The following is a 24886-nucleotide window of genomic DNA, read 5'->3' as shown; positions in this document are numbered from 1 at the left end:
GTTCTTCTGAGAGAATGGCGTATATGGTCTGGCTGATTGTCCTGATATGGGTGCTGGTGGTGGCGGCATTCATCGTATTCGTCATGCGTCTGGCGCTTGGCGAGTCCCAGGACCGTGCTTTCTCCCAGTCTCTGAATGAGCGTGTGCACAGGGCCGCCCGCCGTCAGCAGGAGCGAGAGAATCAGTTGCCACGTGTAGCAGGGGGGCATCTGTCTTTCGCCCCTGGATCGGGCGAGGATGCATCAACCGCTGAAGATTCCGAACATCCCTATCCGGTCTATGTCAATTCCTCCTCCGTGGTGGAAGTTCGAGGCATGCTGGCCTCCGATTCCACGGACGAAATAAATCTGCCCCCGCCACCGAGCAGCGATTCCGCATCGTCGGTCAGCCCGAGACAACAGAAGAATGCCGCGCAGTTGGCTTCTACGGCCTCTGGGCCTCCAGCTCCCAGGAACTCCACCCTGCGATCACCCAGCCCTGAGCCTTCGCGTTCGCAGCGACGGGAGCCTCAGTCCACCACCTCCGACGTCATGCCAGCAGTCAAGAGCGGTTCGCAGGCGGGAACGAGCTATCCAAGCGGAAAGTGATCGTTGGTGGTGACCGTCTGTGTCCCTTTTCGCCTTTAGGCTGGTACCTATGACAACACAGCAGCTCCTTATTCTTATCGCGGTGCTGATCGTCCTGGTGCTGGCCGTGGTCGGCATTCTGGTGGCGGTCCGTAAACGCCGGTCCCAGGGGGATTCCACTCGCTCCGACAGGGTGCAAGAGTCTGATGCCTCCCCAGCGGATTCGCATGCATCGGGTGCTTCTCCCGATCTGGACGCTTCTACGGGTTCCGGCTCAGTCGATTCAAAGGAGTCCAGTCAGCCGTCCTCGGTTGAGCAAGCGGCATCGTCGGCGCAGGAGGAGCTGGCTCATCCGGAGGCCTCTGCATCCCGTATGACCAGACTCAAGGCCAGGCTGGCCAAGAGCCCCAACCCCTTTGGCAAGGCCCTCTTTGCCATTCTGACCAAGGATCATCTGAGCGAGTCCGACTGGGAGGATGTGGAAGACACCCTGCTCATGGCGGATGTGGGTGCCGAGGCCAGCGAACAGCTGGTGAAGCAATTGCGTGACGATGCTCGGATCACAGGGCAGAAGGACCCCGCAGCCGTGCGTCGTGGCCTTCGTCAGCGCCTGATCGATCTGGTCGACCCCGATATGGATCGGACTCTGGCGGCTGCCCGTCCTCAGGCCAACAGGCCGTCGGTCATCATCATGGTGGGCGTCAACGGCACAGGCAAGACCACCACGGCGGGCAAGCTGGCCAGGCTGTTCGTGGCCGATGGCAAGTCAGTGGTCATGGGTGCCGCCGATACCTTCCGTGCCGCCGCCGCTGACCAGCTTGAAACCTGGGGCGGCAAGGTGGGTGTGCCCGTGGTCCGCAGCGACCGTGACGGTGCAGATCCGGCCTCGGTGGCTTTTGAAGCCGCGGAACGGGCCAAAAATGATCAGGCAGATGTCCTCATTGTGGACACAGCCGGGCGCCTGCAGAACAAGGCCAATCTGATGGACCAACTGGGCAAGATCCGGCGGGTGATCGAGAAGAACCTGCCTGTGGACGAGGTTCTGCTGGTTCTGGATGCCACTACCGGGCAGAACGGGATGATCCAGGCCAAGGTCTTCGCCCAGGCCATCGGGATCACAGGCATTGTCCTGACTAAGCTGGACGGCTCGGCCAAGGGCGGCATTGTCATATCTGTCCAGCGGGAGCTGGGCGTGCCCGTCAAGCTGGTCGGGCTGGGCGAGGGGCCCGACGATCTGGCCGTTTTCGATCCCGAGTCCTTTGTCGACGGCATCCTGGGAGACGAGTAGTCCAGCCGGCCGGTTGGTCATACGGTGGTCATCCAATAGTCACCCGCAGGTAATGCGGCGGTGACCTGACCGTCATCCTCTTCCTGTTTGATGAATCGGGAAGTGGAAGAGAATCTGACGTAGGCTGTCCGGAGGAAAGTCCTCTTTATTGGGGACTGCCCGCCCGGATGGGGAAAAGAGAGGTGTAGGCATGGATTCTGGAAATGCTGCCTGGATGCTGGTAGCGGCATCCATGGTTTTCCTGATGACTCCGGCGGTGGCTTTCTTCTATGGGGGTATGGTCCGAGCCAAGGCCGTGCTCAACATGATGATGATGTCCACGCTGGCCATTGCCGTGACCGGGGTTATCTGGGCCTTCTGGGGATGGTCGATTTCCTTTGCAGGCAAGGACATCGGAGGCGTCTTCGGCGACCCCATCACCGGCTTCCTGCTCAAGGACACGGTCACGGCCAAGGACGGGGTCTTCACCTCGCTTGATTCCGCGAACGCCGCTTACCCGCATACGGTGGACATTGCCTTCCAGGCCGCCTTCGCCATGATCTGCGTGGCCCTGATCTCGGGAGCCTTGGCAGAGCGAGTCAGAATCAGCACTTGGATGATTTTCGTGGCCCTCTGGGTCACCTTGGATTACGCGCCCATGGCCCACATGGTCTGGAATCACGGACTGCTGGCTGCCGATGGACCCATCTCCAACGCCATCGGAGCCCAGGCGCACGACTTCGCAGGCGGTACGGTCATCCACATCAACGCGGCAGTAGCAGCCCTGGTCATTGTGCTCATCATCGGCAGGCGCATCGGCTTCCCCAAGGAGTCCATACGCCCCCACAATGTGCCGATGGTCATGCTGGGCGCCTTCCTGCTCTGGTTCGGATGGTTCGGCTTCAATGCCGGGTCTGCCTTCGCCGCCAATGGCACTGCCGGATATGCCTGGGTTTCCACGACCATAGCCGCCAGCGGCGCCACCCTGGGCTGGCTCTTTACTGAACGGGTCCGCACCGGGCATTACACCGCCATGGGTGCTGCATCCGGCATGGTCGCCGGCCTGGTGGCCATCACGCCGGCGGCCGACGTGGTCTCCCCGCTCTGGGCCATGGTCATCGGCCTCTTGGCTGGTTTCGTCTGCTGCCTGGCCTGCGGGCTCAAGTTCCGTTTCGCCTATGACGACTCCTTGGATGTGGTGGGCATCCACGGTGTGGGTGGTTTATTGGGCACTCTGCTGATAGGCTTCTTTGGTACCGGCACGGGCTTCCTGGCCGGCGGCAATTTCCGGCAGCTGCTGGTTCAGTTCCTGGTGGCGCTGATTGCGATCATCTACGCAGCTGCAGTAACCGGTGTGATCGCCTTTGCGCTGGAAAAGACCATTGGTTGGCGAGTCAGCAAGGATCAGGAGGTCATCGGCGTCGATCAGAGCGATCAGGGTGAAAGCGCCTACGACTTCGGGTCCATTCTGAACTGATCAGAAAGGAAGGCAGCATGAAACTCATTACCGCCATCATTCAGCCCGGGCGGCTGGATCAGATTAAACAGGCCCTGACCGAGGTCGGCGTGCATGGCATGACCGTCTCGACAGCCCAGGGCTATGGCCGGCAGGGCGGCCATAAGGAGGTCTACCGGGGCAGCACTGTCAAGGTGGATCTGGTTCCCAAAGTGCGCCTGGAGGTACTGACCGAGGATCGCCGTGTTGACGAGCTGGTCGACACCATCGTCCAGGCTGCTGCCACCAACACCGTGGGCGACGGCAAGGTCTGGGTACAGACCCTGGACTCGGTGGTCAGGGTCCGTACCGGGGAGACCGGCGTCGACGCCATCTGAGGCAGCTACCCGCTGACCAGTTTCGCAGGATCCCGTCGCTGTGACCGATTTATGGTCCGGCAGTCGGGGTCCTGCTTTTTCTATGGCTCTTCAGGCTTGGCTGGCCTGGTCGATTGTTCCCATCCAGACATCGGTGCGCGTTCTCAGGCCATTGCAGATGGCCCTGACGCCGATGAAGAGAACATTGAGCACGGCCCAGAGCATGGCTATCCGCCAGGTGGGTGTCCAGTTCACGGCCAGAGCAGTCATGCCTAGCAGGCCGATCACGTAGATCACAGCCGTCAGGGAGCAGGTGGCTGCCAGGTAGCGATAGTCCCCGGCTCCGATCAGGATCCCGTCCAGTGCCCACATCCATCCGGCGACGGGCATGAAGGCCCCCTGGACGATCATGCCCACGGTGATCAGCGATCTGATGGCCGGCGTTGGGCTGAACAGGGGGGCGGCGAAGAGGCCTAGGGCGATCATGACCAGTCCGACCAGCACTCCCATGGCCATGCCGGCCTTGGCTGACAGGTCGGTCATGACCCGTGCCCTCGACCGCTGTCCGGCGCCCAGCTCGGTGGCTACCAGGGATTGACCGGCGATGCCCACGGCGTCCAGCATGTTCAGTCCGAAGTTCCAGGCCGAGTTGACCCCCTGGTAGGCCGCCAGCACCTGCTCGCCAAGGTGGGCCGCAGCCACCACGGTCATAAAGAGGCAGACCCGCAGGGCCAGGGTCCGCAGGAAGAGCGGGAAGCCGTCGCCCATGCTGGCCGCCATGCCTGAGAGCCGGGGCCGCAGCTGGGCGCCTTCCCGACGGGCCCAGACCAGGGCGGGGATGGTCAGGAAGAGCCCCATGGCCCACTCGGCGATCAGGGTGGCCAGGCCCGAACCCAGAATGTCCATGTGCAGACCGAAGACCAGAAGGACCTCAAAAGCGGTGTTGAGGATAGCGCCCGACACGGCGGCCACCAGGGTGATCTTTACCTTTTGCAATCCACGGAAGATGCCGTTGGCCGCGTAGACCAGGAGCATGGCCGGAAGGCCGAAGACCAGGGCATTCAGATAGGTCTGCGCCGCCTGCAGGACCGGTCCGCGGGCTCCCATCAGGCTGCAGATGGGCCGGCTCAAAGCCAGGAGAACAGCGCAGACGACCAGGCCGATGACGAAGGCCAGCCACATGCCGTCCACACCGGCCTGCATGCCCTCCCGTCGGCGGCCGGCGCCCATGAGCCGGGCCACCTGGGAGGTGGTCCCGTAGGCCAGGAAGATGCACAGGCCCACAGTGGTCAGCACCACGGTGGATCCGATGGAGAGCCCGGCCAGGGCCGAGTCGCTGATGTGGCCCACGATGGCGGTGTCGATCATGACGAAGAGCGGGGAGGCGATCAGCTGGCCGAAGGTGGGTATGGCCAGTCCGGCAATGGTCCGGTAGGTCGCCCGCCGTTCTTCCGGCGTGATTGATCCGGTCTTGGTTTCGGGAATGTTCCTGTGGCTGCGCATGGACGCCATGCTAATGCTCTGGACTGAATGCACAACCCCTGAAAGCCAGTCCGTGGACGCCCTGCCGGCAGATGACGTATCACCAAACAGCCTTGAGTGCAAGCTGGATTGATGATGTGGAAGACTGTCCCCAAGTTTTGCACAGAGTTATACCCATGAGGTGGATAAGTTGCGCACATGTCCTCTAGGACACGCCTTGAATGTGGATAACTTATTTTTCTGTACACATGCAGGAGCGACTCTATGCTGCATCCAGAGAGCTCGGCGCCTCCTGGTGAATGCCTTGGGTGAAATCCGCTTCCCAGGGCTGTCAAGGACGGCCCTCTTCGTAGAATCGTGGCTATGGCTTCCGACGATTACACCGACTACACCCACCCCGAACAGCGTCCCACCGAACATGCCCAGACCGGCCGCGACATGCTCTTCGACCGGGTGCCCCCGCATGACGACGATGCGGAGATGGCCGTCCTGGGCGGCATGCTCATGAGCAAGGATGCCATCGGCGAGGTCAGCCAGATGATCGACATATCCGACTTCTATCAGCCCAAGCATCAGACCATCTACGAGGCCATCGTCACCCTCTTCTCGGCCTCCCAGCCGGTGGATGCGGTCCTGGTGGCCAACGAGCTGCTCAAGTCCGGGGACCTGGAGAAGGTGGGGGGCACCGACTATCTGCACTCCCTGGTGGCCTCGGTCCCTACAGCCGCCAACGCCACCTACTATGCGGAAATCGTCCACCAGCGGGCCATCCTGCGCAATGTGATCGCGGCCGGCACCAAGATCGCCCAGCTGGGCTACTCGGCCGAGGGCTCCCAGGCGGAGGACATCGTCAACCTGGCCCAGGCCGAGGTCTACGAGATGAGCGTGGGCAGGGTCCGCCAGGATTATGAGGCCATCGGGCCGGTCGTCCACGACACCCTGGACCAGCTGGACAAGCTGCAGAACGGCGACATGGAGCGGGGCGTGCCCACCGGTTTCAAGAGCATCGACGACGTGACCCAGGGCCTGCAGCCCGGGCAGATGATCGTGGTGGCCGGCCGCCCCGCCATGGGCAAGTCCACCCTGGGCATCGACTTCGCCCGTGCCGCGGCCCTCCACAACAACATGACCACAGTGGTCTTCTCCCTGGAGATGAGCAAGAACGAGCTGGCCCAGCGCATCATCTCGGCCGAGACCGACATCCCCCTGGTCGCCCTGCGCCGGGCGGACGACATCACCCCTGAGCGTTGGAACACCCTGAACACCTTCTGGAGCAGACTCCAGGACGCCCCGCTTTTCCTGGACGATTCGCCCAACATGAGCCTGATGGAGATCCGCGCCAAGTGCCGTCGCCTCAAGCAGACCAACGACCTGAAGCTGGTGGTCATCGACTACCTGCAGCTGATGACCTCGGGCAAGCGGGTCGAATCCCGCCAGCAGGAGGTCTCCGACTTCTCGCGCGCCCTGAAGCTGCTGGCCAAGGAGCTGGAGGTCCCGGTGGTGGCGCTGAGCCAGCTCAACCGTGGTCCCGAGATGCGCAACGACAAGAAGCCCATGCTCTCCGACCTGCGTGAATCGGGATCCATCGAGCAGGATGCCGACGTGGTCTTCCTGGTCCACCGGCCGGACTTCTACAACAAGGAGGACCGCCCGGGGGAGGCCGACATCATTCTGGCCAAGCACCGCAACGGCCCCACCGACACCTTCAAGCTGGCCTTCCTGGGCGAGAAGTCCAAGTTCAAGGACATGCCCCAGGACTACCAGCAGGGAGGGGTCTGATCATGCGGTCCAAGACTTCCAAGGCGCAGCCTGCCGATCAGCCCGGTCGTCCCCGTCGGCCTTGGCGCTCGCTCCTGGCCCTTCTGGTCGGCAAGGCGGTGCGCCACGTTTCGCGCCTGTCCCATCACGGCGGTTCGGCCCTGCCTGGCAAGGTGGTGGAGCGGATCGACCCGGGCTTCCTGGCCAGGACCCTGTCGGGGCTGCCTCGCGGGGTGGTTCTGGTCTCGGGGACCAACGGCAAGACCACCACCACCCGAATGGTCGCCTCCATGCTGGAATCCCTGGGCCTCAAGGTCTTCACCAATCCGACCGGGTCCAACTTCACCCGTGGCGTGGTCTCGGCCTTGGTTTCCACTCTGGGGCTCTCCGGCCGTCTGCACGCTGACATTGCCGTCCTGGAGCTGGACGAGGCCTATGCGGTCCACTTTGTGCGGCAGGTCAAGCCCCGCTACGCCCTCCTGCTCAATGTCATGCGTGACCAGCTGGACCGGTTCGGGGAAATCGATACTACTGCCCGGCTGCTGGGTCAGGTGGCCCAGGCCACCACGGGCACGGTGGTCCTCAACCGGGAGGATCCACGCATCGCCAGCCTGGCTGCTCAGACGCCGGCCCAGACCGGTGTGGCCTACTTCGGCCTGTCGGACGATCTGCTGAGCTATTTCCCCACCGATGACGACATGCATGCCTCGGATCGGGGTGCCGATGGTGCCGGTGCGGCCAGCGCTTCCCGCCCGGTCCGCCCCGGTCACCGGCTGCCAGCCGAGGTCACCCTGGAAAGGGTCATGGACCACAGGGCCGCCTTCCGCCTGGACGGTCGGCTCCTGGAGACCGCTCTGCGTCTGGAGGGCGTCTACAACCTCTACAATGCGGCCGCTGCCCTGGCGCTGGTGAGGGTCGTTCTGGAGGACAGGGAGCCTGATGATGCGGCGCTCATGGACGCCCTGTCCAAGGTGACGCCCGCCTTCGGCCGCGGGGAGGTCATCACCTACCGGGGCGCGCCGGTTGAGCTGGTCCTGGTCAAGAACCCCATGGGCTTCCGCCTGGCCCTGTCCTCCTTCAACCCTGCCGGCCAGGACACCATGATCGCCATCCGCGACGAGTATGCGGACGGGCGTGACATGAGCTGGCTCTGGGATGTGGACTTCACCTCGCTCAGGGATACCGGCGTGGCCATGGTCTCCGGCACCCGGGCTTATGACATGGCCCTGCGCCTGGCCTATGACCAGGTGCCCACGGAGGCGATCGAGACCGACCTGGATCGGGCGCTGACAGCATTCCTTGAGGTGCATCCCGGCCGACCCAAGCGAATCTACTGCACTTACACATCCATGCTCCGGCTCCGATCTGCCCTCGGCAGGATCACGAGCGTTGACGATGCCGGGGTGGGCGCATGAGCGAGCGGACCAAAAGGAGCGCAGGAATGCTGCAGACACAGGATAAGGCCAAGGCTGTGGGAGACCATCCGCCATTGCAGATCCTCTCCCTCTACCACCGTGACATGAACATCTACGGGGATTCTGGGAACATACTCAGCGTGACCCGCAGGGCTGAGCTGTACGGGTTCCGCCCCATGGTCCGCTATTACGATCCCGGTGATGCCTGGCCCGAGCGGATCGATATGATTCTGGGCGGCGGCGGCCAGGACCATGGCCAGGAACGGATCATCGACGACCTGAGGAATCGGGGCGGGGATCTGCGTGATCTGGCTGACCAGGATGTGCCCATGCTGATGATCTGCGGGCTCTATCAGCTCTTTGGCCATTATTTCGAGACCTCCGACCATGAGCGCCTGGAGGGGGTCGGTATCCTTGACGTGCACACCATCGCCCAGCCCGAGCGGATGATCGGCAATCTGGTGGAGCAGGCAGAGGACTTCGGCAGAGTGGTTGGCTACGAGAACCACTCGGGCCTGACCTATCTGGGGGAGGGGGCCCATCCCCTGGGCATGGTGACCGAGGATGGCCGCGGCAACAACGGCAAGGACCACACGGAGGGGGCCCGATGGAAGAAGGTCATCGGCACCTACATGCACGGGTCGCTGCTGCCGAAGAACCCGGCCATCACGGACTTCCTTATCAAGGGTGCGGCCGAAAGGCGGTACGGCCAGGGCACGTTCGCCCAGATGCAGGAAGCCATGGACCAGAAGAGCCGGAGCGAGCTGGAGCGTCTGGACTCCCTGGCCGATCAGGCCAGCCGAATTGCCGCATCAAGGCCCAGATGAAGAGGAGCCTGCGGTTCCTCTTGCCATGGTGTTGAACCGGATCGGTCAATGATAACCAGCTAGACTGTAAAGAGAGACGGCCGCTCGTCTCTTGGCGGTCAAAAGGGCCCGGTACTTCAAGGGCGTATGAATGCTGGGAGGCATATCATGTCGGATTTGCATATCGGTGACGGATTGCACAAGGTGCTTCTGGCTGGCATTGGAGCGCTGGCCACAGGCGTGGAGAAGGGCCAGGAGGTCATCGACAGCCTGGTGAAGAAGGGCGAGCTGACAGTCGAGCAGGGGAAGATTCTCAACACTGAGCTCAAACGGAACAGGAAGACCCCTCCCGCTCCTGCACCTGCTCCCGCTCCTGCTGACAGCGCTCCTGCACCGGCCGCTGGCGCGCCCAGGCCTGCGACCCATGTTGCTCCTGACCCCCGTCGTCCCGACCATGATCCCTTGGCGCCAATGCCGAATCGTCGGTCCGGGTCCATCCCCATCACCTCCAATGATCCCATTGCAGGTCAGCAGGGCTGAAAGGCAGTCAATTACTGTCAGCGTCGGTCGTCTGCGCCGGAATGTCTGCCGCTGGTCGGCCATGCGGATAAAGGACGCAGGTGAGTGGTGAGTATGGATGCCATGAACGGACATGATGCCCCGGTGCAGACCATTGGCCTCTTTGGGGTCGGCACGGGAGAGCGGCAGGGGACGGCAGGAAGGATCCGGCACAGGCGTGGCAGGGCCCGTCGACTGGCTGAGATGATCCGCATCGCCAACCGGTTCGACATCATCCACGGGCTGACTCCGGTCACCATGCGTCGACTGTTCGAGGCGCTTGGGCCCACTTTCGTCAAGGTGGGCCAGATTCTCTCCATGCGTTCGGAGATCCTGCCGGAGGCCTTTTGCCGTGAGCTCTCCAAGCTGCGCGCCGACGCGGATCCCATCCCGTATTCCGTGGTGACCAGCACCCTGGCCGCCGAGTATGGCCGTCCGCTCGGCCAGATCTTCTCCTCCATAGACCCTGTTCCCTTGGGGTCGGCTTCCCTGGCGCAGGTGCACCGGGCCCGCCTGGTCAGCGGTGAGGACGTGGCCGTCAAGGTCCAGCGCCCAGGGATTCAAGAGACCATGGCCCAGGACATCGACATCCTGCGCAGCATGGTCAAGTGGGCCTCCCGGTTCGTCCGCAGCACCCAGGTGATCGACATCCGCGGGGTGGTCGAGGAGCTCTGGGAGACCTTCCAGTCCGAGGTCGACTTCCAGCAGGAGGCCGCCAATCTGGCGGAGTTCAAGGATTTTTGCGACTCATACGCCTACATCGACTGCCCGAAGCCCTATCCTGAGCTTTGCACCAGGCATGTGGTGGTGATGGAGTACATCGACGGGATATCGCTCTCACGGCCCGCCCAGCTGGTGGCCCAGGGCTATGACCTGAAGGAGATCGGCACCAAGCTGGTCGACAACTATGCCACCCAGATCATGGACCGGGGCTTCTTCCACGCCGATCCGCACCCCGGCAACATCATCATCCGCGATGGTTCCATAGTGCTGATCGACCTGGGAATGGTCGGCCGCCTGGACGAGGTGACCAAATCGGCTTTGAAGGACATGATTTTTGCAGTAGGCCGCGAGGATTCACCAGCCCTGGCCCAGGGGCTGCTCCGTTTCGCCGGTACGGGAGAGGCCAGAGCCGAGGACTACCCTTATCTCCTTGCCGACCTGGATGCGGTCGTCCAGCGGTTCGGCAAGCTGGATCTGGCCGATCTGGACATCGCCGAATACGTCAATGCCGTGATGAAGCTGGCCGCCCGGCATGGCATCAAGGTGCCGGGGTCGGTCACCATGGTGGCGCGGTGCCTGGTCACCCTTGAAGGACTCTTGGACGAGTTCCTGCCTGAGGCCAACATCGTGCAGATCATCACTGATCATGTCGCCTATAGCCAGAGCACGGGGTCCATCCTCAAGGAGGAGGCCCGGAAGCTGGGCATCCAGGGCGACCTGGCCCTGCACGGCCTTTTGGGCGCCCTGGCTGAGTCCCAGACCGCGACCAAGATGCTGACCCGGGGCCAGCTGCGCGCCAATGTGCAGCTGGTAGGCTCCGAGGAACCTCTGCAGCAGCTGTCCGACATGGTCAACAGACTGACCATGGCCCTCATTGTCGTCGGACTCTATGTGGGCTCTTCAATCGTCTACTTCGCCCGCGTCAAGCCAGTGGTCTTCGGCATCCCGGTGGTCAGCATGCTGGGGTACGTGGTGGCCTTCATTCTTTCGATCTGGATAGTCCTGGACATCCTGATCAAGCACCGGGCCCTCAAGCGTCGGCGACGCAACGGCGAAGCCTAGGCCGAGAGCCCGTCCATCCTGCACAGATACTGTCAGATGCTGAATCAGTTGGCGAAATCCTCCACGGTCTCAGGATCCTCATGGTTCATGAAGGCGGATTTGCCGGTGTCCATGGCCCGCAACCGGTCCATCTCTTGGTCGCTGAGCTGGAAGTCCCAGATGGCGAGGTTCTCACGCATGCGCTCGCGGTGGGTGGTCTTGGGGATGACGATGACCCCGTCCTGAACCAGGAAGCGCAGGGCTACCTGGGCAGCGGTCCGGCCGTGAGCCTGCCCGATCTCGGTCAATGTCGGGTTGGTGAACATCCCCTGGCGTCCCTCGGCGAAAGGTCCCCAGGATTCGATCCGGGTGCCGTACTTGTCCATGTAGGTGCGTTCCTGGGGGCGCTGGTGGAAGACATGGGTCTCCAGCTGGTTGACGGCAGGGACGATTCTGTTGAACTTGACCAGGTCCACATAGCGGTCGGCGTAGAAGTTCGAGACGCCGATGGCCCGCAGGACACCCTGGTCGTAGAGGTCCTCAAGGGCGTGCCAGGCTGCGTAGTAGTCGTTGAAGGGCTGGTGAAGGAGGACCAGGTCCAGGTGGTCAGTGCCCAGCTTCTTCATGGACTCCTCGACTGAGGCCTTGGTCTTGTCGTATCCGTAGTTGGTGATCCAGACCTTGGTGGTCAGGAAGACCTGGTCGCGGTCGAGGCCGCTCTGGGCCAGGGCATCTCCGACGGCCTGCTCGTTTCCATAGGCCTGGGCCGTGTCGATGGCCCGGTACCCGGTCTCCAGGGCGTCCAGAACCGAGCGGCGGCACTCGTCCAGGTCGGCGATCTGGTAGACCCCGAAGCCTTCCATAGGCATGAGGACGCCGTTGTTGAGCTTAACGGACGGGACGGAGGCGGATAAATCATTCTGCATGGTATTGCGCTTCTTTCTTGGCAGATTGCTCGACGGAGTTGGCTAAAGGCGGGAGCGTGCCTCTCTGATCTGCTTGTTCAAGGATAGGGCCTTCAAGCAGCTTGAAGTCAAGCTCAGCAAAGCGCGTCCAGCCTCCTGCGATGCTAGTAGCGTGGGTAGTGAAGTAGCTGATGGCTGGAGGCGATGATGGGGTCCAAAGCACGATTGGCCGGCAAGGTCGCACTGGGTCTGGGATTGGGGGTTTTAGGGGCCTGGAGTTGGGCTCTGGCCCCCGGCCTTTCGGTGGTTGCGGGCCGAAGAAAGCCTGTAGGCCTGTCCTTGCACCCCTATGCGCACAGGGGCCTGCACGACGCTGGCTCGGGGATGGAGACGACCAATCCCAACCCTGGTCAGACCGCCTACTTGCAGCGTATTCATGACTGTCTGAAGGTTGCATCCGGCAGACCCTCGGGCAAGCACGCTTCGGTTCCGGCCAAATCCCACCGGGTGGTGGCGCCCGAAAATTCGCTGGCTGCCTTCGAGGCGGCCTGCAGGGCCGGTTACGGGATCGAGCTGGATGTCCATCTCAGCCGGGACGGCCAGGTGGTGGTCATCCACGATGGAGACCTGCAGCGGGTGGCGGGCGTCAATCGAGCGGTGGCTGATTTGACTTACGATCAGCTGCAGAGGATCCCCCTGTGCCCAAGCCCTGCCCAGGCTTTTGAGTTCGGGGAAGGAATTCCTGGCTCTGCCGACCACGATGGCGGTCCCGAAACGGAGGGCGGGGACGGGGGCCTCAACGATCCCGAGGCGCAGCATGTGCCTCTGCTGTCCGAGGTGCTCGCTCTGGTGGATGGCCGGGTACCCTTGGTCGTCGAGATCAAGATGGACAGGGGCTTGGATCGGGAGCTCATGCGTCGGACCGATGCCCTCCTGTCCAGGTACCAGGGCCCCTATGTAATTGAGTCCTTCAACGTCCTGGCCCTTGCCTGGTATCGGGTTCACCACCCAGGCGTCACCAGGGGGCAACTGGTCGCCCCCTACCATGGCCGGGTGGATTCGCGCTCCTCAGCCCTGCGCTGGATGGCCGGGTCCCTCCTCTTCAACTGGCTGGGGCGGCCGGACTTCGTGGCCTGCGAGTGGCACAGCGGGCACTCACTGCCCATGCGTCTCTATCGGTTCCTAGGTGGAACGCCCATCGCCTGGACCGTCCGCTCCGAGCATGCGCAGGAGGAGGCCAGTCCGGACTTTGATGGGATTATCTTCGAGTCGTATCTGCCCGAGAGCTGAACCAGCTATGCAGCCCGGAGGCTGCAGCGGCCAGGCCTATCGCCCAGAGTGCCATGGTCAGGAAGTAGCCGTAGGGGAGAGGCACGACGCTCATGTCCACTTGGCCGGACAACTGATGGAAGATGACGGCCAGCACCCCCGCCATGGCCAGGGCTGAAAGCAGGGTGGCCGAAAGGGCATCGATTACTGACTCCCAAATCGAGGAGCAGACCAATGTTCCACGTGAAACACCGGCAGCCTGCATCCTTCGGTTCTCCTGGCGGCGCTCATTGACTGCGATGGCGCATGCCTGGATCAGGAAGATGGCCGTCAGGACGATGGCCCCGCTCGCTATCTGGGGCATGGCCCGCTGCACCTCCTGTGACCTTTGGATGTCGGAACGAATGTACTCTTTCTTGGTGCAGGCTTTGATGCCCTTCCTGTCCCATGAAGCGTTGAGTTGACTGATCAGATCGTCTGTCCGCACTCCTGGGGTGGTCCTGGCTAGGGTGGTCAACCCTCTGTTGTCGGGAGCCAGTTGTGACAGGCTGTCATCCATGATCAGGTATTCGCCTGTCTGCCCTGTCGGTGTCATGTCAACAATGGCGGTGATGGTCAGCGTGTGACGCTTTTCGTTTTTGTCGATTAAGGTCAGCGTGCGTCCGAGGGGATTCTTTTCCTGACTGTGGCCTTTCGATGTGACGGCGACCTTACCTGGTCCCAGGTCTGCAGCCGAGCCTGTGATGAAAGCAGGACTGATCGTGTCAAGCGCCTTGCCGCTTTTGTTGATGTGCATGGCGCTTATGAAAGGTGCATCGCTTTTGCTGTCTGTGTTACCTGCTCTTCTCCAAGATTCTTTGCTGTAGGTGACGGCGGATCCCACATCTGCGGACGAGCGAAGTTGCCGGTCCAAATCCCTGGTGTCTTTGGTATCTGTTGTGACCATGACTTCGGCAGCGACCGGCTTATACCGGCTTATGGCTTCTTGCGCCCAGCTGGACCGTCCTAGGGCTATTATTCCGGTCACGATGACCAGCATCAGTATGATCGGCACTGCGATGGCGGTAGAGCTCCGGTTTTCCTTCCGCGCCCTTTGCCGCGCCAGGAGACCTGCACCTCGGAAAGCCAGTTGGAAGGGGATGCCGATCAGGTTGGCGCAGGCCGGAACCAGGACAGGGGTCAGGGCGCCGATGATGACGAGCAGGCAGCCGGTCGAGGCCAGGATCTGGATTTCAATGTCCATGCCGTTGAAGCGGTGATAGACCATGGCCAGTCCTCCAGCCAGGCCGGCCAGGGCGATTATCAGGCGAAGAGGACCAATTGATTTGGTTCCCGACCGATTTTCTGAGTCCTGCAAAGCCTCGATGGGAGAGATGGCGGTAATCCTTCTGGCGGCGAACCAGGTTCCTAGGAGGCCTGCCAGGAGTATCCCAGCGAAGGCGAAGACGATTCCCATAGGGTGGGGATGTGCGGTCATTTCCAAGGCTTCAAGACCTGAGTTGATCAGAGACTTGGCGAATGCGGGCACCAGCAGGCATCCCGCCGAACTGCCTATGAGGGCGGCCAAACCTACCGGAATCATGAATTCCAACAGGGAGATGAGCCTCACCGTGCGGGGAGAGGCGCCCGAAAGCCGCATCATGGCATATTCACGACGACGGCGCTCGATCAGGAACCCTACGGAAGTGATGACGAGGAAGATGGAGACGAACCCGCATATGCAGGCGTACATTATGGATATCTGTGAAGCGCCGTCTTGCAAGGACAGGGTCATAGCGCGGTCGTAGGAATTCAATGCGCGTGTATCCGGCATCCCGTCGCCCTTCCGAGCGGCAATGGCTACCTGGGCCCAGGCGCTGGTAAGGACTGAAGCGGCCATGACTGCCAGGACCATGACCGTGTAGGAGGACCGATGCTCATGCAGAAAGGATCGCACCAGGGAGGCCAGGCCAGGAGTGCGTGCCTTGGTTCGACCTGCGGTGTGCGAGCCACCCCCACCCATCGGTCCTGAGGCTCCGGTTCCTGCCAGTGATCCACCTAGGGAAAGGGACTTGCCCTCCATGGTGTGCTCCTTTCTCGCCCTTGAATGCTGCTGCTGTTCTTATTGCAACACCGGGAGATAGCCCGCTCAGGGTGTTTTCAGGGTCAGACCAGGGGAGAACCAGGGTGGCGATGAGCGATTGTGTGCTTGGCATAGGGTACGAGATGGCAGGAAGAGCACGGACAAAATGACCACATTGCCGAGTGTCATCAGCAAAGTCTGCCACAGAAAGTGATTGAAAAAAGGATCCGAACTATGCAAAGTTCGGATCCTCGGAAGATTTGGGGTCTGTGCCCCTGTCAATTTATTGGCTCAGTCGATGACGCCGTAAAGGCGGTCGCCGGCATCGCCCAGGCCTGGCACGATGTAGGCGTGCTCGTTCAGTTTCTGATCGACTGCGCAGACCACCACCTTGAGGTTGATGGAGGGGTCCATCTCCTCCTTGAGGCGGTTCAGGCCCTCGGGAGCGGCCAGGATGTTGATGGAGGTCACGTCCTTGGCGCCGCGCTCGGCCAGGTAGTTGGTGGCGGCGATCAGGGTTCCACCGGTGGCCAGCATGGGATCCAGCAGGAAGCACTGACGTCCAGAGAGGTCCTCCGGCAGGCGGTTGGCGTAGGTGATGATGTCCAGGGTGTTCTCGTCGCGCTTGAGACCAAGGAATCCGACCTCGGCCGTGGGCAGCAGCCGGGTCATGCCGTCAAGCATGCCCAGTCCGGCGCGCAGGATGGGGACCACCATAGGACGCGGGGAGCAGAGCTTCTTGCCCACCATGGGAGCGACCGGGGTCTCGATGGGGTGATCCTCGATGTCCAGATTGCGGGTGGCCTCGTAAGCCTCAAGCATGACCAGTTCGCTGATCAGCTCGCGGAAGGTGTTGGAAGGGGTGTTTTTGTCCCGCAGTACGGTCAGCTTGTGCTCGATCAGCGGGTGTTCCAGTACGTGAAGTTCCATACCTCTCAGCGTAGCTCAGCGGGTCGGCTTCTGGTAGCGACCGGCAAGCCATGCTGTCTTTGATTTGGGAATGGAAATGAAAACGCCGAACCATGCAAGCGCCTGTCGGCGCAAACGCCGCTCGCAGCGGCAACAAACGGAGCCCGGGGCTTAGCCATGGTCCGGCGCAGTCCCCATTGTAGGGCATGCCGGGCCTGATCTGCGCTCACGGCGCGCTTACGCTTCCGGCTTGAAAGGGTGGCGGGTTCTACTCCAGCCGTCCCCGCCGCCAGAGTGATGCGCCCCGCATGAAGTCACGGGCCGTCTGATTAAGGGAGTTGACGGTGCGCTGGGCCGCGTCCACCTCCTTGGCCTCCTGACCGTCCAGCTGCCGGCTCTGGGCATCCCGGATGGTGGTCTTGATGCCGCGGGCGATCACGTCGCAAAAGGCTCCGGCCCGTTCCAGGGCTATGGCGAAGTCGCCGGTGAAGGCTCCCGAGAGGATGGAGTCGGCGGTTCGGATGATGTCGTCGGCCTCCGGCGCCTGGTCCACGCCGGCGATGGCTGATGCGGCGGTGTCGGTGGGTTCGCCCAGCCGCCACAGCCGGCTGATTCCATCAGCGTCCTTACGCATCCAGCTGCGAAGCATGTAGAGCCGCCAAAGAATGCCGGGCAGGGAGTCGGGGTCGCTATCGCTCCAGAGCTCGGCCACGACATCCACGCCCTCGCGGTCCACCAGGGTCAGAACCCGTTTTACGATGACGGGGTCGGCGCTGTGGTGGACCCGGTCCAGCAGGGAGGCGGCCGAAACGTGGCTCATCTCGCTGATCTGCTGCGGATCCATGCCTCCGGAGAGCTGGTCGGCGATGGCCGGGTCCAGCTGGCCTGGGCGTGAGGGCCTGGATGCTCCGGTGCCGGATGCCACGAATCCCGTGCGGGAGGAGCGGATTGAGGATGAGCCGATTCTGGAGTTGCTGTCAGTAGACAATGGGAGTCACCTTCTGTATGTCGATGATGGTCGGATGATTGGGGTCGCCGGTCAGACTGAGGGCGACGGCGTTGCCGGTGGGCATGAAGGGGGAGTCGTCAGGCAGCCGTTTGGACAGTGATCCGCTGGAGCACAGCCCGCGAAGCTTTTCGAAGATGCCCCCCAGGACCGGGCGATGCATGCAGATCATAGTGGTTCTGTTGCCTGTCAGCAGGTCGGCCATCTGCCTGTCCAACCAGCTGTGGGCCTGTTCCGGGCGGCGGTGGTAGGAGGACTCCGTCAGGCAGGCCACCATCTCCATGGGCAGGCCTACCTCGTCGGCGTAGGGTCGCAACGTCTGCACACAGCGGATCCAAGGTGAGGACAGGAGCCGGTCGGGCGCGAAGCAGGCCAGCTCCCGAGCCAGGGCGTAAGAGGTGCCGGCACCCCTGGGGGTCAGAGGACGATTCGCATCCTTGCCTGTCCACTCCTTCCGTGCCACTGCCTTGCCGTGGCGGACGATGATCAACTGACGAGCCCGGATGCCACCCTGCTCCACCCGATCCACGAAGGCGTCCAATATGGTTCTGTCGCTTGGGTGGGTCAATAGTTTGCGGGCTTCAGAGGCTCCGACCCATCGTATCTGGTCGACTTCCCTGGAATCAGGCCGGTGGATGGGTCCTAGCAGCGCGCTCTGACCGGCGGCGTGTTCCGAGTCGGTCGGCGTGGCCATCCAGTAGCAGATATGTTTGAGCCTGCCGCCCTTGCCGCCCCGGCGTCGGCCCTCGTTGTTCAGGGGATATTCGGCATCTCCCAGGTATGGCCCCAGACGGACAAGACAGCCTGTCTCCTCGCCCACCTCGCGCACGGCCGCCCGCATGTGGGTCTCACGATTCTCCAGCTTGCCCTTGGGCCAGCTCCAGTCGTCGTATTTGGGGCGATGAACCAGGCAGAGCTCCAGCTCATCAAGGTCGGAGCGTGGGCTGGCTCCTGGGGCTGCCCGGCCGTCGTCGCTGAATTTCATCCAGCCCTGGAAGCTTGTGCGCCACCGGTAGAGAATGGCTCCGGCTGCTTCGACCGTCCTGCTCATGGCCGGATGCCATCCTGATCGTCCACCTCGGCGGCGGACCTGCCGGCCTGGAGGCGCATCATCATCGCCTGGCCCTGGGGGTTCGGGCGTGACGGTCGATCAGGTACTCCTGCGAGTCGACCAAAGGCTTGCCCTGGTCATCGCGGCTGTGGCGCACGTAGGTGCCGTCGGGCTGCATGTGCCAGGAGCTGGTAGTGTCGGCCATCTGTAGATCCACATAGTCGATCAATCCCTGCACCTGCTCGGGCGCAGTGATGCGGACCAGCGCCTCCACACGGCGGTCCAGGTTGCGGTGCATCAGATCGGCAGAACCTATCCAGACTTCTGGACCGGCCAGGGGACCCTCGCCGATCTGGGGGCCCTGGGAGTTGGCGAAGGCGAAGATGCGGCTGTGCTCCAGGAACCGTCCCAGGATGGAGTGGACTCGGATGTTCTCACTCAGCCCGGGCACGCCTGGCTTCAGGGCGCAGATGCCGCGCTCCACGATGTCGATGCGGACCCCCGCCTGGCTGGCCCGGTAGAGGGCGTCGATGATCTTTTCGTCCACCAAGGAGTTGACCTTGATTCGTATCCATGCAGGCTTGCCGTTCAGGGCAGTCTCTTCCTCGCGGGCGATCCGCTGCAGCAGCCCGGAGCGAACTGTGCGCGGGGCTACCAATAGGCGGTGGAAGGATGACTTGGGCGCATAGCCTGACAGCTGGTTGAAAAGCCGTGTCAGGTCCTGTCCCACCACCGGGTCACAGGTGAGCAGACCCAGGTCGGTGTACTGGCGGGCGGTCTTGGGGTTGTAGTTGCCGGTGCCTACGTGGCAGTAACGACGCAGGCCGTCCTGCTCCTGACGGACCACCAGGGAAAGTTTGCAGTGGGTCTTGAGCCCCACGATTCCATAGACCACATGGACGCCGGCTCGTTCCAGCTGACGAGCCCAGGCGATGTTGGCCTCCTCATCAAACCGGGCTTTGATCTCTACCAGGGCCAGGACCTGCTTGCCGGCGTGAGCGGCATCCACCAGGGCGTTGATGATGGGCGAGTTGCCCGAGGTTCGGTAGAGGGTCTGCTTGATGGCCAGCACTCGCGGATCGGCCGCCGCCTGCTCCAGGAAGGCCTGGACCGAGGTGGAGAAGGAGTCATAGGGGTGGTGAAGGAGGATGTCATGCTCGCGGATGGCGGCGAAGATGTCTTGGGCCTGGCTGGATTCCACCTCGGCTATCTGCCGGTTGGTGGTGGGAATGAAGGGGCGAAACTTGAGGTCGGCCCGGTCGATGGACTGCAGCTCGAACAGGACCGTGCAGTCCAAGGGTGCGGGCAGTCGATAGACCTCCTCCTGGTTGACCCGGAGCTTGCTGGCCAGCAGCTGTGAGAGGAAGGGAGAAGCGGAGTCGGAAATCTCCAGGCGGATGGGCGGTCCGAACCGACGCTGCAGCAGCTCCTTCTCCATGGCGTTGAGCAGATTTTCGGCGTCGTCCTCTTCTACGTCAATGTCTTCGTTGCGGGTGACGCGGGAAGGAGCGGGCCTCCTTGATGATCATGCCTGGGAAGAGGTATTCCAAGTGGGCGATGATCAGGTTCTCCATGGTGATGAACCCGTAGCGCTCCTCCCGGCCCTCCTCGTCGGTCAGATCGTCCACAGGAACCAGACGGGAGAGGTTGTCGGGAATCTTGACGCGGGCGAAATGGGTTTTGCCTGAGGTCGGGTTCTCCACCAGGACCGCCAGATTCAAGGAGTTGCCTGAGATATAGGGGAAGGGGTGGGCCGGGTCGACGGCCAGCGGGGTCAGGACCGGAAAGACCTGATTACGGAAGAAGTTGGTGAGCCGTTCCTGCTCCTGGCTGCTCAGCTGTGTCCAGCTCAGCAGGATGATGCTTTCGGCGGCCAGATCCGGCAGAATGTGGTTGATGACATAGTGGGCATGCTCGTCCTGCAGCTTGTGCGCCTGCTCGGAGATGGCCCTCAGTTGTTGACGGGGGCTCATTCCGCTGGCGGCCGTCACAGCGATGCCGGTGTCCACGCGACGCTTCAGACCCGCCACGCGGACCATGAAGAACTCATCGAGGTTGCTGGCGAAGATGGCGGCGAAGTTGGCGCGCTCCAGCAGGGGCACGCTCTCGTCTTCGGCCAGTTCAAGCACGCGTTTGTTGAACTTGAGCCAGCTCAGCTCCCGGTCGAAATAGCGGTCCTCAGGCAAGGGCGAGACCGGGTGATCCGAGTGCCTGGATACATGCCGTGCCTGGCCGTCGGTCTCGGCAATATGCTCCGCGATCTGGCTGCGTAGCAAGGCCTTGGAGGGTGCGTCAAATTTCTGAACCATACCATAGCACTTTATTCGCAGGTGCCGTCCTCTGCAATCGTTGATAAAGCTTGTGGATAAATAGGAACGGCCCCCCGCAGGAGGCCGTTCCCACAAGGTCGGTCCAGATGGAATCTCTGCACAACATCATCGTTGCAACGGTCAAGTCTTATACACCCGTCCAACGTATCGGTCCTAGTGGCCATACACTTTGTGGGCTTCCGCGTTCTCGAACCGTCCTTGTATATGCCATTATGCCAGTTTTCAGGCCGCTGGCAAGCCTGTCCATCGGCTGGGGCGGGGAAGGCTGCCGGCTTGGTTTTTTGTGCGATTGCGTGCATTGCGGCAGGCTGAATACGCCAAGTTTGGAGGAATCTGTTGCTTCTGTGTGATCATCTGTGGCCTTTCATGGGCATGGGCTCAAAAATGCTGCAGTTTCAGGCGTGTCGTGGTCTTGATGCGTTTTTACACAGAGAGGGCGAAGCGATGTGGAGGCATAGGGTCATTCGACCACATCCGTTCCGGGGACTGGTGCTGATGCCAGTGGGCGGGTGTACTGGTAGCCATGACTGGAATGAGCATATGTAGACCGCCGAGGATAAAAGGCGGCATGGAAGGAAGGGAGCCCGGACGGACTCCGCGCTCCTTTGATTCAGTCGGGTTGTCTCCGGAACGCCGACCAGGGAGAGTGGCGGGCGCGGTCCGACGGTTTGATTCTTCAGGATCCTCAGGATCAGGTCGCCTGCAAGACGAGGATGCCGTTGGGTTCGAGCAACCCATTCTGTCCGATCGGCGGATTGCGGGTGAAGATGCTGGATATGAGTCTGCCGTGACCGGTCTGGTCTTTCTCTCGGCCTCGGGAGGAATTGGGCTGACAACCATGACGGCTCTGATGGCCAAACAGCTTCGGGACATGGCCCTGTCATGCGCTCTGGTGGATCTGGACCTGGATGGCGGAGGGATGGATGTCCTGGTCGGCATCGAGGGGGCGCCTGGCATGCGGCTTGGGCGAATCCACGCGCCCCTGGGCCGGGTGGATCCTCAGGCGCTCCGTGAAGAACTGCCGATCTGGGATGGCGTCCCGCTGCTCAGCAACGATCCCTGGAGTGCCCCGCCACAGGGCTGGTGGGACCTGGATGCAGCAGTCAGCGCAATGGCTGGATTTGCTGATCTCTTGCTGATTGATGCCGGTCGGGGCCAGGGTCTGGGTAATCTGCGCTCGCTTAAAGGGCTGCCTTCGCTGTTGATGGTGGACATGACCGTGCTGGGCCTTGCACGGGCGAAGGCACTTCTCCATGCCCTGAACGGCAGCAGAGGTGCTGGTGATCGAGCCCGAGACAATCCATTGATTTCATGCAGGCCGCCCATGGCTCTGATTGGAATGATGCCCACACAGCACCGGGTCAGTCATGGCGTCGACCCCGAGCAGGCGGAAGAGTTTCTGGGCCGATCGCTGGACGTGGTTCTTAAGCCGCAACCGAAGCTGTCGGCATCCGTTCTGGATGGGCGTGGCCTGGAACGGGTGCCGCGTGCTTATGCCCGGGCCCTTCATCCCCTGGTTGAGCGGATCGCAGGAATGATCGTCGTAGGGGAAAGAAGAGAAGAACGGATCTCTTCTCGCGAATCGGCTCGGTCCGGGGCTGTCAAATGATCATAGGAAGCGGGGAAAGCAATGAAGGTCGATTCTCTGACGACGATTCCGATCAGCCGCCCACTTTCGGATACTTGGATGGGCTGACGAACGATCCTGCGGTGACTGACATCGCAGTGACCGGGCAGGGCAATGTCTGGATCGACCGAGGCGCGGGCATGGAGGAGGTCCTGCTTCGGCCTGGATTCGCAGGCCCTCGAGCTGTGAGGGACTTTGCCGTGCAGTTATGCGCTCAGCTGGGACGTCGCCTGGACGATGCCCGGCCCATGGCTGACGCTTCCAGCAGGGAGGGGATCAGAGTCCACGCCGTGCTGGCCCCACTTGTTCCCGAGGGTGCCGCCATTTCCATCAGACTGCCCAACAGACACCCGCCAAGCCTGGAGGAGCTGGCTGCTGCCGGGCTGTGTCCCGCCAGCTGGCTCTTCATCCTTCGGGCGCTGGTGGTCAATCGGGCCAGCATTCTAGTGACTGGTGGCACGGGTGCAGGTAAGACCACACTCCTACGGGCCCTGCTGGGCATGTGTCCACGGGAGCAGCGGCTGGTCGTTGTGGAGGAGGTGCGTGAACTGGGTCGTATCGCCGGCCATGGGAATATGGTTTCCTTGGCTGTCAGAGAATCCAACGTTGAAGGGGCGGGGGGTGTTGGGCTGGTCGATCTGGTGAAAGCCACATTGCGCATGCGGCCCGATCGGATCATCCTGGGCGAGTGTCGTGGCGAGGAGATAGCTGATCTGCTGCGGGCTTTCAATTCCGGTCATAGGGGCGGCATGGCAACGCTGCATGCCGACAATGTGGAACGCGTTCCCGCCAGGCTGGCGACTCTGGGGTTGCTGGCGGGGTTGCAGCCGAGGGCCCTGGCCGCTCTGGCGCAGGGGGCGTTCGATGCTGTTATCCATCTGGAACGTTCCGGCGGCCATAGACATATCGCTCAAATTGGCCGACTGACAACTGCAGCTGATGGCCGGCTTCTTGGGGAGGCCGTCTGTACATGGACAGGCCGAGGGGCCGCTACGTATGGAACGGCCTGGTCAAAGTTCGCCAGGCGGTGGGGCATTGTGACCAGCGCCCCGGCGAGCGTTCCGTAGTTGAGGTGGATTATGCATGACGAGACTGCAGCCTGGCTGGCTGCAATGATGACGGCTATTGCCTGTCTGGTCTTGCTCGCGCCTAGCGGCAGCGCATCCGCGAGACTGAAGGCCATGTCAGTCAGGCCCTCTGCACAGTCGGATAGGCCCGGCCTGGCGGTGCTGGTCACTTCCCTGCTTGCCTATGTCGACAATGGAGGCGGTCTGGTAGAGGCTTTCGAGGAGGCATCCGGGCGGCGGTTCGCCACCCAGGAGGTCACGCGGGAACGTGTCATGGCCATGCTGGAGAACCGGTGCCTGCCTCAGGAACGGGGACCGACTCTGACGATTATGGTCCAGGCTCTGATGGCCTGTTATGGTCTCAGCGCCATCCTGGGCTGCCGGGCTTCTGATGGGCTGCGGACTGTGGCAGCTATGCAGAGGCGGCGGGCGGCACTGGATGAGGCGCGAGAAAAAGCCTTTGCTGTGCCTAGGGCCACGATCCGCCTCCTGTCAACCTTGCCGGTGCTGACCATCATCATGGGAGAGTTCATGGGTGCGCGACCGTTGTCCTTCCTATGCCGCCCAGGCCTGGGAACCATATGTCTGATCCTTGGGGCGGCCTTCTATGTTTTTGGTCTGGTTTGGATACGTCTGCTGATGAACGATCTGGGCAGGGAGGATCTATGGATCTGAAACCACTGATTGCCGCCCTGTCGAGCATACTGGCCTTTCTGCTTATGGAATCCGACGGCCCGGGTGGGCGATTAGCCGATGAGCAGGTCTCCACGCCATCCTTGAGCCTGGTATTGGCCTTGTTGGGAGTCGCTGTTCGTCAGGGGGCCTCCCTGCCCAGGGCCCTGGGTGTGGTTGGTGGGCTGCTGCCAGGCCCTTATGGGCTTCGGATGGTTCGCGTGGCTCACCTGCTCGGACGTGGCAACGGATGGGATCTGTCCTGGTCGGGAGCGATCGGGGATCCTGATTATGGGCAGTCCATGCAGGTCCTGGCTGACTGTCTGGAGCCTTCCTGGCGTTTGGGATCATCGCCTCTGACGCGTATCGAGACGACCCTGCGCCAGCTGGATCACCATGCCCGCAGCGTGCTGGCCCGGGCCGCAGCGGCGATAACCGTCAGGCTGCTGGTGCCGACCGGACTGTGTATTCTGCCGGCCTTCGTGCTGATCGGAGTCATCCCCTGCATTGCGGCCTTCGTAGGCGGGATTTCCTGAGGATAGAGCCCTTATGGGCAGTTG

Annotated in this window: 19 protein-coding genes and 2 pseudogenes; 14 read left to right on the top strand and 7 right to left on the bottom strand. The window is 62.2% G+C overall.

Translation table 11 applies throughout. From position 1 onward, the window contains the following. Window positions 1-23: 23 nt before the first annotated feature. The 4 genes from RAM15_RS07940 to RAM15_RS07925 all read left to right on the top strand — a co-directional run bounded on the left by RAM15_RS07940 (window position 24) and on the right by RAM15_RS07925 (window position 3666). A complete protein-coding gene (locus RAM15_RS07940; protein WP_306221451.1) occupies window positions 24-587 on the top strand; it encodes a hypothetical protein in 564 nt (187 codons plus the stop codon). A 49-nt stretch (window positions 588-636) separates the two neighbouring features. Beyond that, window positions 637-1854, top strand: coding sequence for a signal recognition particle-docking protein FtsY (ftsY, locus tag RAM15_RS07935; RefSeq protein ID WP_306221449.1), 1218 nt, complete (start codon window positions 637-639; stop codon window positions 1852-1854). A gap of 190 nt (window positions 1855-2044) precedes the next feature. Continuing rightward, window positions 2045-3310 carry an ammonium transporter gene (locus RAM15_RS07930; protein WP_101432993.1) on the top strand — a complete coding sequence of 422 codons (1266 nt, stop codon included), beginning with the start codon at window positions 2045-2047 and terminating at the stop codon, window positions 3308-3310. Between the two features lie 17 nt (window positions 3311-3327). Next, a complete protein-coding gene (locus tag RAM15_RS07925) occupies window positions 3328-3666 on the top strand; it encodes a P-II family nitrogen regulator (RefSeq protein ID WP_306221447.1) in 339 nt (112 codons plus the stop codon). 90 nt (window positions 3667-3756) lie between these two features. Here the strand turns inward: RAM15_RS07925 and RAM15_RS07920 are convergent, their stop codons facing one another. After that, window positions 3757-5148, bottom strand: a complete 1392-nt coding sequence (locus tag RAM15_RS07920) for an MATE family efflux transporter (RefSeq protein ID WP_372338684.1) — start codon at window positions 5146-5148, stop codon at window positions 3757-3759. Between the two features lie 417 nt (window positions 5149-5565). Here RAM15_RS07920 and dnaB point away from each other — a divergent pair, with 417 nt between their 5' ends. The 5 genes and pseudogenes from dnaB to RAM15_RS07895 all read left to right on the top strand — a co-directional run bounded on the left by dnaB (window position 5566) and on the right by RAM15_RS07895 (window position 11449). Beyond that, on the top strand, window positions 5566-6906 hold the full coding sequence (dnaB, locus tag RAM15_RS07915; protein WP_045925168.1) for a replicative DNA helicase: 1341 nt from the start codon (window positions 5566-5568) through the stop codon (window positions 6904-6906). A 2-nt stretch (window positions 6907-6908) separates the two neighbouring features. Beyond that, on the top strand, window positions 6909-8300 hold the full coding sequence (locus RAM15_RS07910) for a Mur ligase family protein (RefSeq protein WP_306221445.1): 1392 nt from the start codon (window positions 6909-6911) through the stop codon (window positions 8298-8300). 26 nt (window positions 8301-8326) lie between these two features. Next, on the top strand, window positions 8327-9127 hold the full coding sequence (locus tag RAM15_RS07905) for a type 1 glutamine amidotransferase (protein WP_306221444.1): 801 nt from the start codon (window positions 8327-8329) through the stop codon (window positions 9125-9127). A 147-nt stretch (window positions 9128-9274) separates the two neighbouring features. Continuing rightward, window positions 9275-9526 (top strand): annotated as a pseudogene (locus tag RAM15_RS07900) (phasin family protein); the annotation flags it as partial. A 213-nt stretch (window positions 9527-9739) separates the two neighbouring features. Further along, window positions 9740-11449: an ABC1 kinase family protein gene (locus tag RAM15_RS07895; RefSeq protein ID WP_306222274.1), complete on the top strand. Its 1710-nt coding sequence runs from the start codon at window positions 9740-9742 to the stop codon at window positions 11447-11449. Between the two features lie 44 nt (window positions 11450-11493). Here RAM15_RS07895 and RAM15_RS07890 read toward each other — a convergent pair whose 3' ends face one another. Beyond that, entirely contained in the window at window positions 11494-12354 is an 861-nt protein-coding gene (locus RAM15_RS07890; RefSeq protein WP_306221443.1) for an aldo/keto reductase, read from the bottom strand. Window positions 12355-12540: 186 nt separating this feature from the next. Here RAM15_RS07890 and RAM15_RS07885 point away from each other — a divergent pair, with 186 nt between their 5' ends. After that, window positions 12541-13623 (top strand): glycerophosphodiester phosphodiesterase family protein, encoded by a 1083-nt coding sequence (locus RAM15_RS07885; protein WP_306221441.1) that lies wholly within the window; start codon window positions 12541-12543, stop codon window positions 13621-13623. On the opposite strand, the gene RAM15_RS07880 is transcribed toward RAM15_RS07885, so the two are convergent. The 5 genes and pseudogenes from RAM15_RS07880 to RAM15_RS07860 form a co-directional block, all read right to left on the bottom strand. Continuing rightward, the gene (locus tag RAM15_RS07880; protein WP_306221440.1) at window positions 13592-15664 is read right to left on the bottom strand and encodes an ABC transporter permease; all 2073 of its coding nucleotides are present in this window, start codon (window positions 15662-15664) and stop codon (window positions 13592-13594) included. The two genes, RAM15_RS07885 and RAM15_RS07880, sit on opposite strands and share 32 nt — an antisense overlap. A 291-nt stretch (window positions 15665-15955) precedes the next feature. Continuing rightward, window positions 15956-16594 (bottom strand): uracil phosphoribosyltransferase, encoded by a 639-nt coding sequence (gene upp / locus RAM15_RS07875; protein WP_110413538.1) that lies wholly within the window; start codon window positions 16592-16594, stop codon window positions 15956-15958. A 247-nt stretch (window positions 16595-16841) separates the two neighbouring features. Further along, window positions 16842-17537 (bottom strand): hypothetical protein, encoded by a 696-nt coding sequence (locus RAM15_RS07870; RefSeq protein ID WP_024626983.1) that lies wholly within the window; start codon window positions 17535-17537, stop codon window positions 16842-16844. Window positions 17538-17550: 13 nt separating this feature from the next. After that, window positions 17551-18630 carry an NUDIX hydrolase gene (locus RAM15_RS07865; protein WP_306221439.1) on the bottom strand — a complete coding sequence of 360 codons (1080 nt, stop codon included), beginning with the start codon at window positions 18628-18630 and terminating at the stop codon, window positions 17551-17553. A 61-nt stretch (window positions 18631-18691) separates the two neighbouring features. Continuing rightward, window positions 18692-20939, bottom strand: a pseudogene (locus RAM15_RS07860) (RNA degradosome polyphosphate kinase). A gap of 589 nt (window positions 20940-21528) precedes the next feature. On the opposite strand from RAM15_RS07860, the gene RAM15_RS07855 reads away from it, so the two are divergent. The 4 genes from RAM15_RS07855 to RAM15_RS07840 are packed head-to-tail and all read left to right on the top strand — an operon-like array spanning window position 21529 to window position 24862. Then, window positions 21529-22569 carry a hypothetical protein gene (locus RAM15_RS07855; RefSeq protein WP_306221437.1) on the top strand — a complete coding sequence of 347 codons (1041 nt, stop codon included), beginning with the start codon at window positions 21529-21531 and terminating at the stop codon, window positions 22567-22569. Further along, window positions 22566-23654 carry a CpaF family protein gene (locus RAM15_RS07850; protein WP_306221435.1) on the top strand — a complete coding sequence of 363 codons (1089 nt, stop codon included), beginning with the start codon at window positions 22566-22568 and terminating at the stop codon, window positions 23652-23654. Before RAM15_RS07855 ends, RAM15_RS07850 begins: the two co-directional genes overlap by 4 nt. Before the next feature lie 12 nt (window positions 23655-23666). Next, entirely contained in the window at window positions 23667-24329 is a 663-nt protein-coding gene (locus RAM15_RS07845) for a type II secretion system F family protein (protein ID WP_306221434.1), read from the top strand. Continuing rightward, entirely contained in the window at window positions 24320-24862 is a 543-nt protein-coding gene (locus tag RAM15_RS07840; protein WP_045924948.1) for a hypothetical protein, read from the top strand. The genes RAM15_RS07845 and RAM15_RS07840 overlap by 10 nt, the downstream gene beginning before the upstream one ends. The last annotated feature ends 24 nt before the right edge of the window (window positions 24863-24886 follow it).

This window comes from Bifidobacterium asteroides, assembly GCF_030758775.1.
Taxonomy (GTDB): Bacteria; Actinomycetota; Actinomycetes; order Actinomycetales; family Bifidobacteriaceae; genus Bombiscardovia; species Bombiscardovia kimbladii.
The sequence above is the reverse complement of the archived record's forward strand: the minus strand, read 5'-3'. Positions and strand labels throughout refer to the sequence as shown.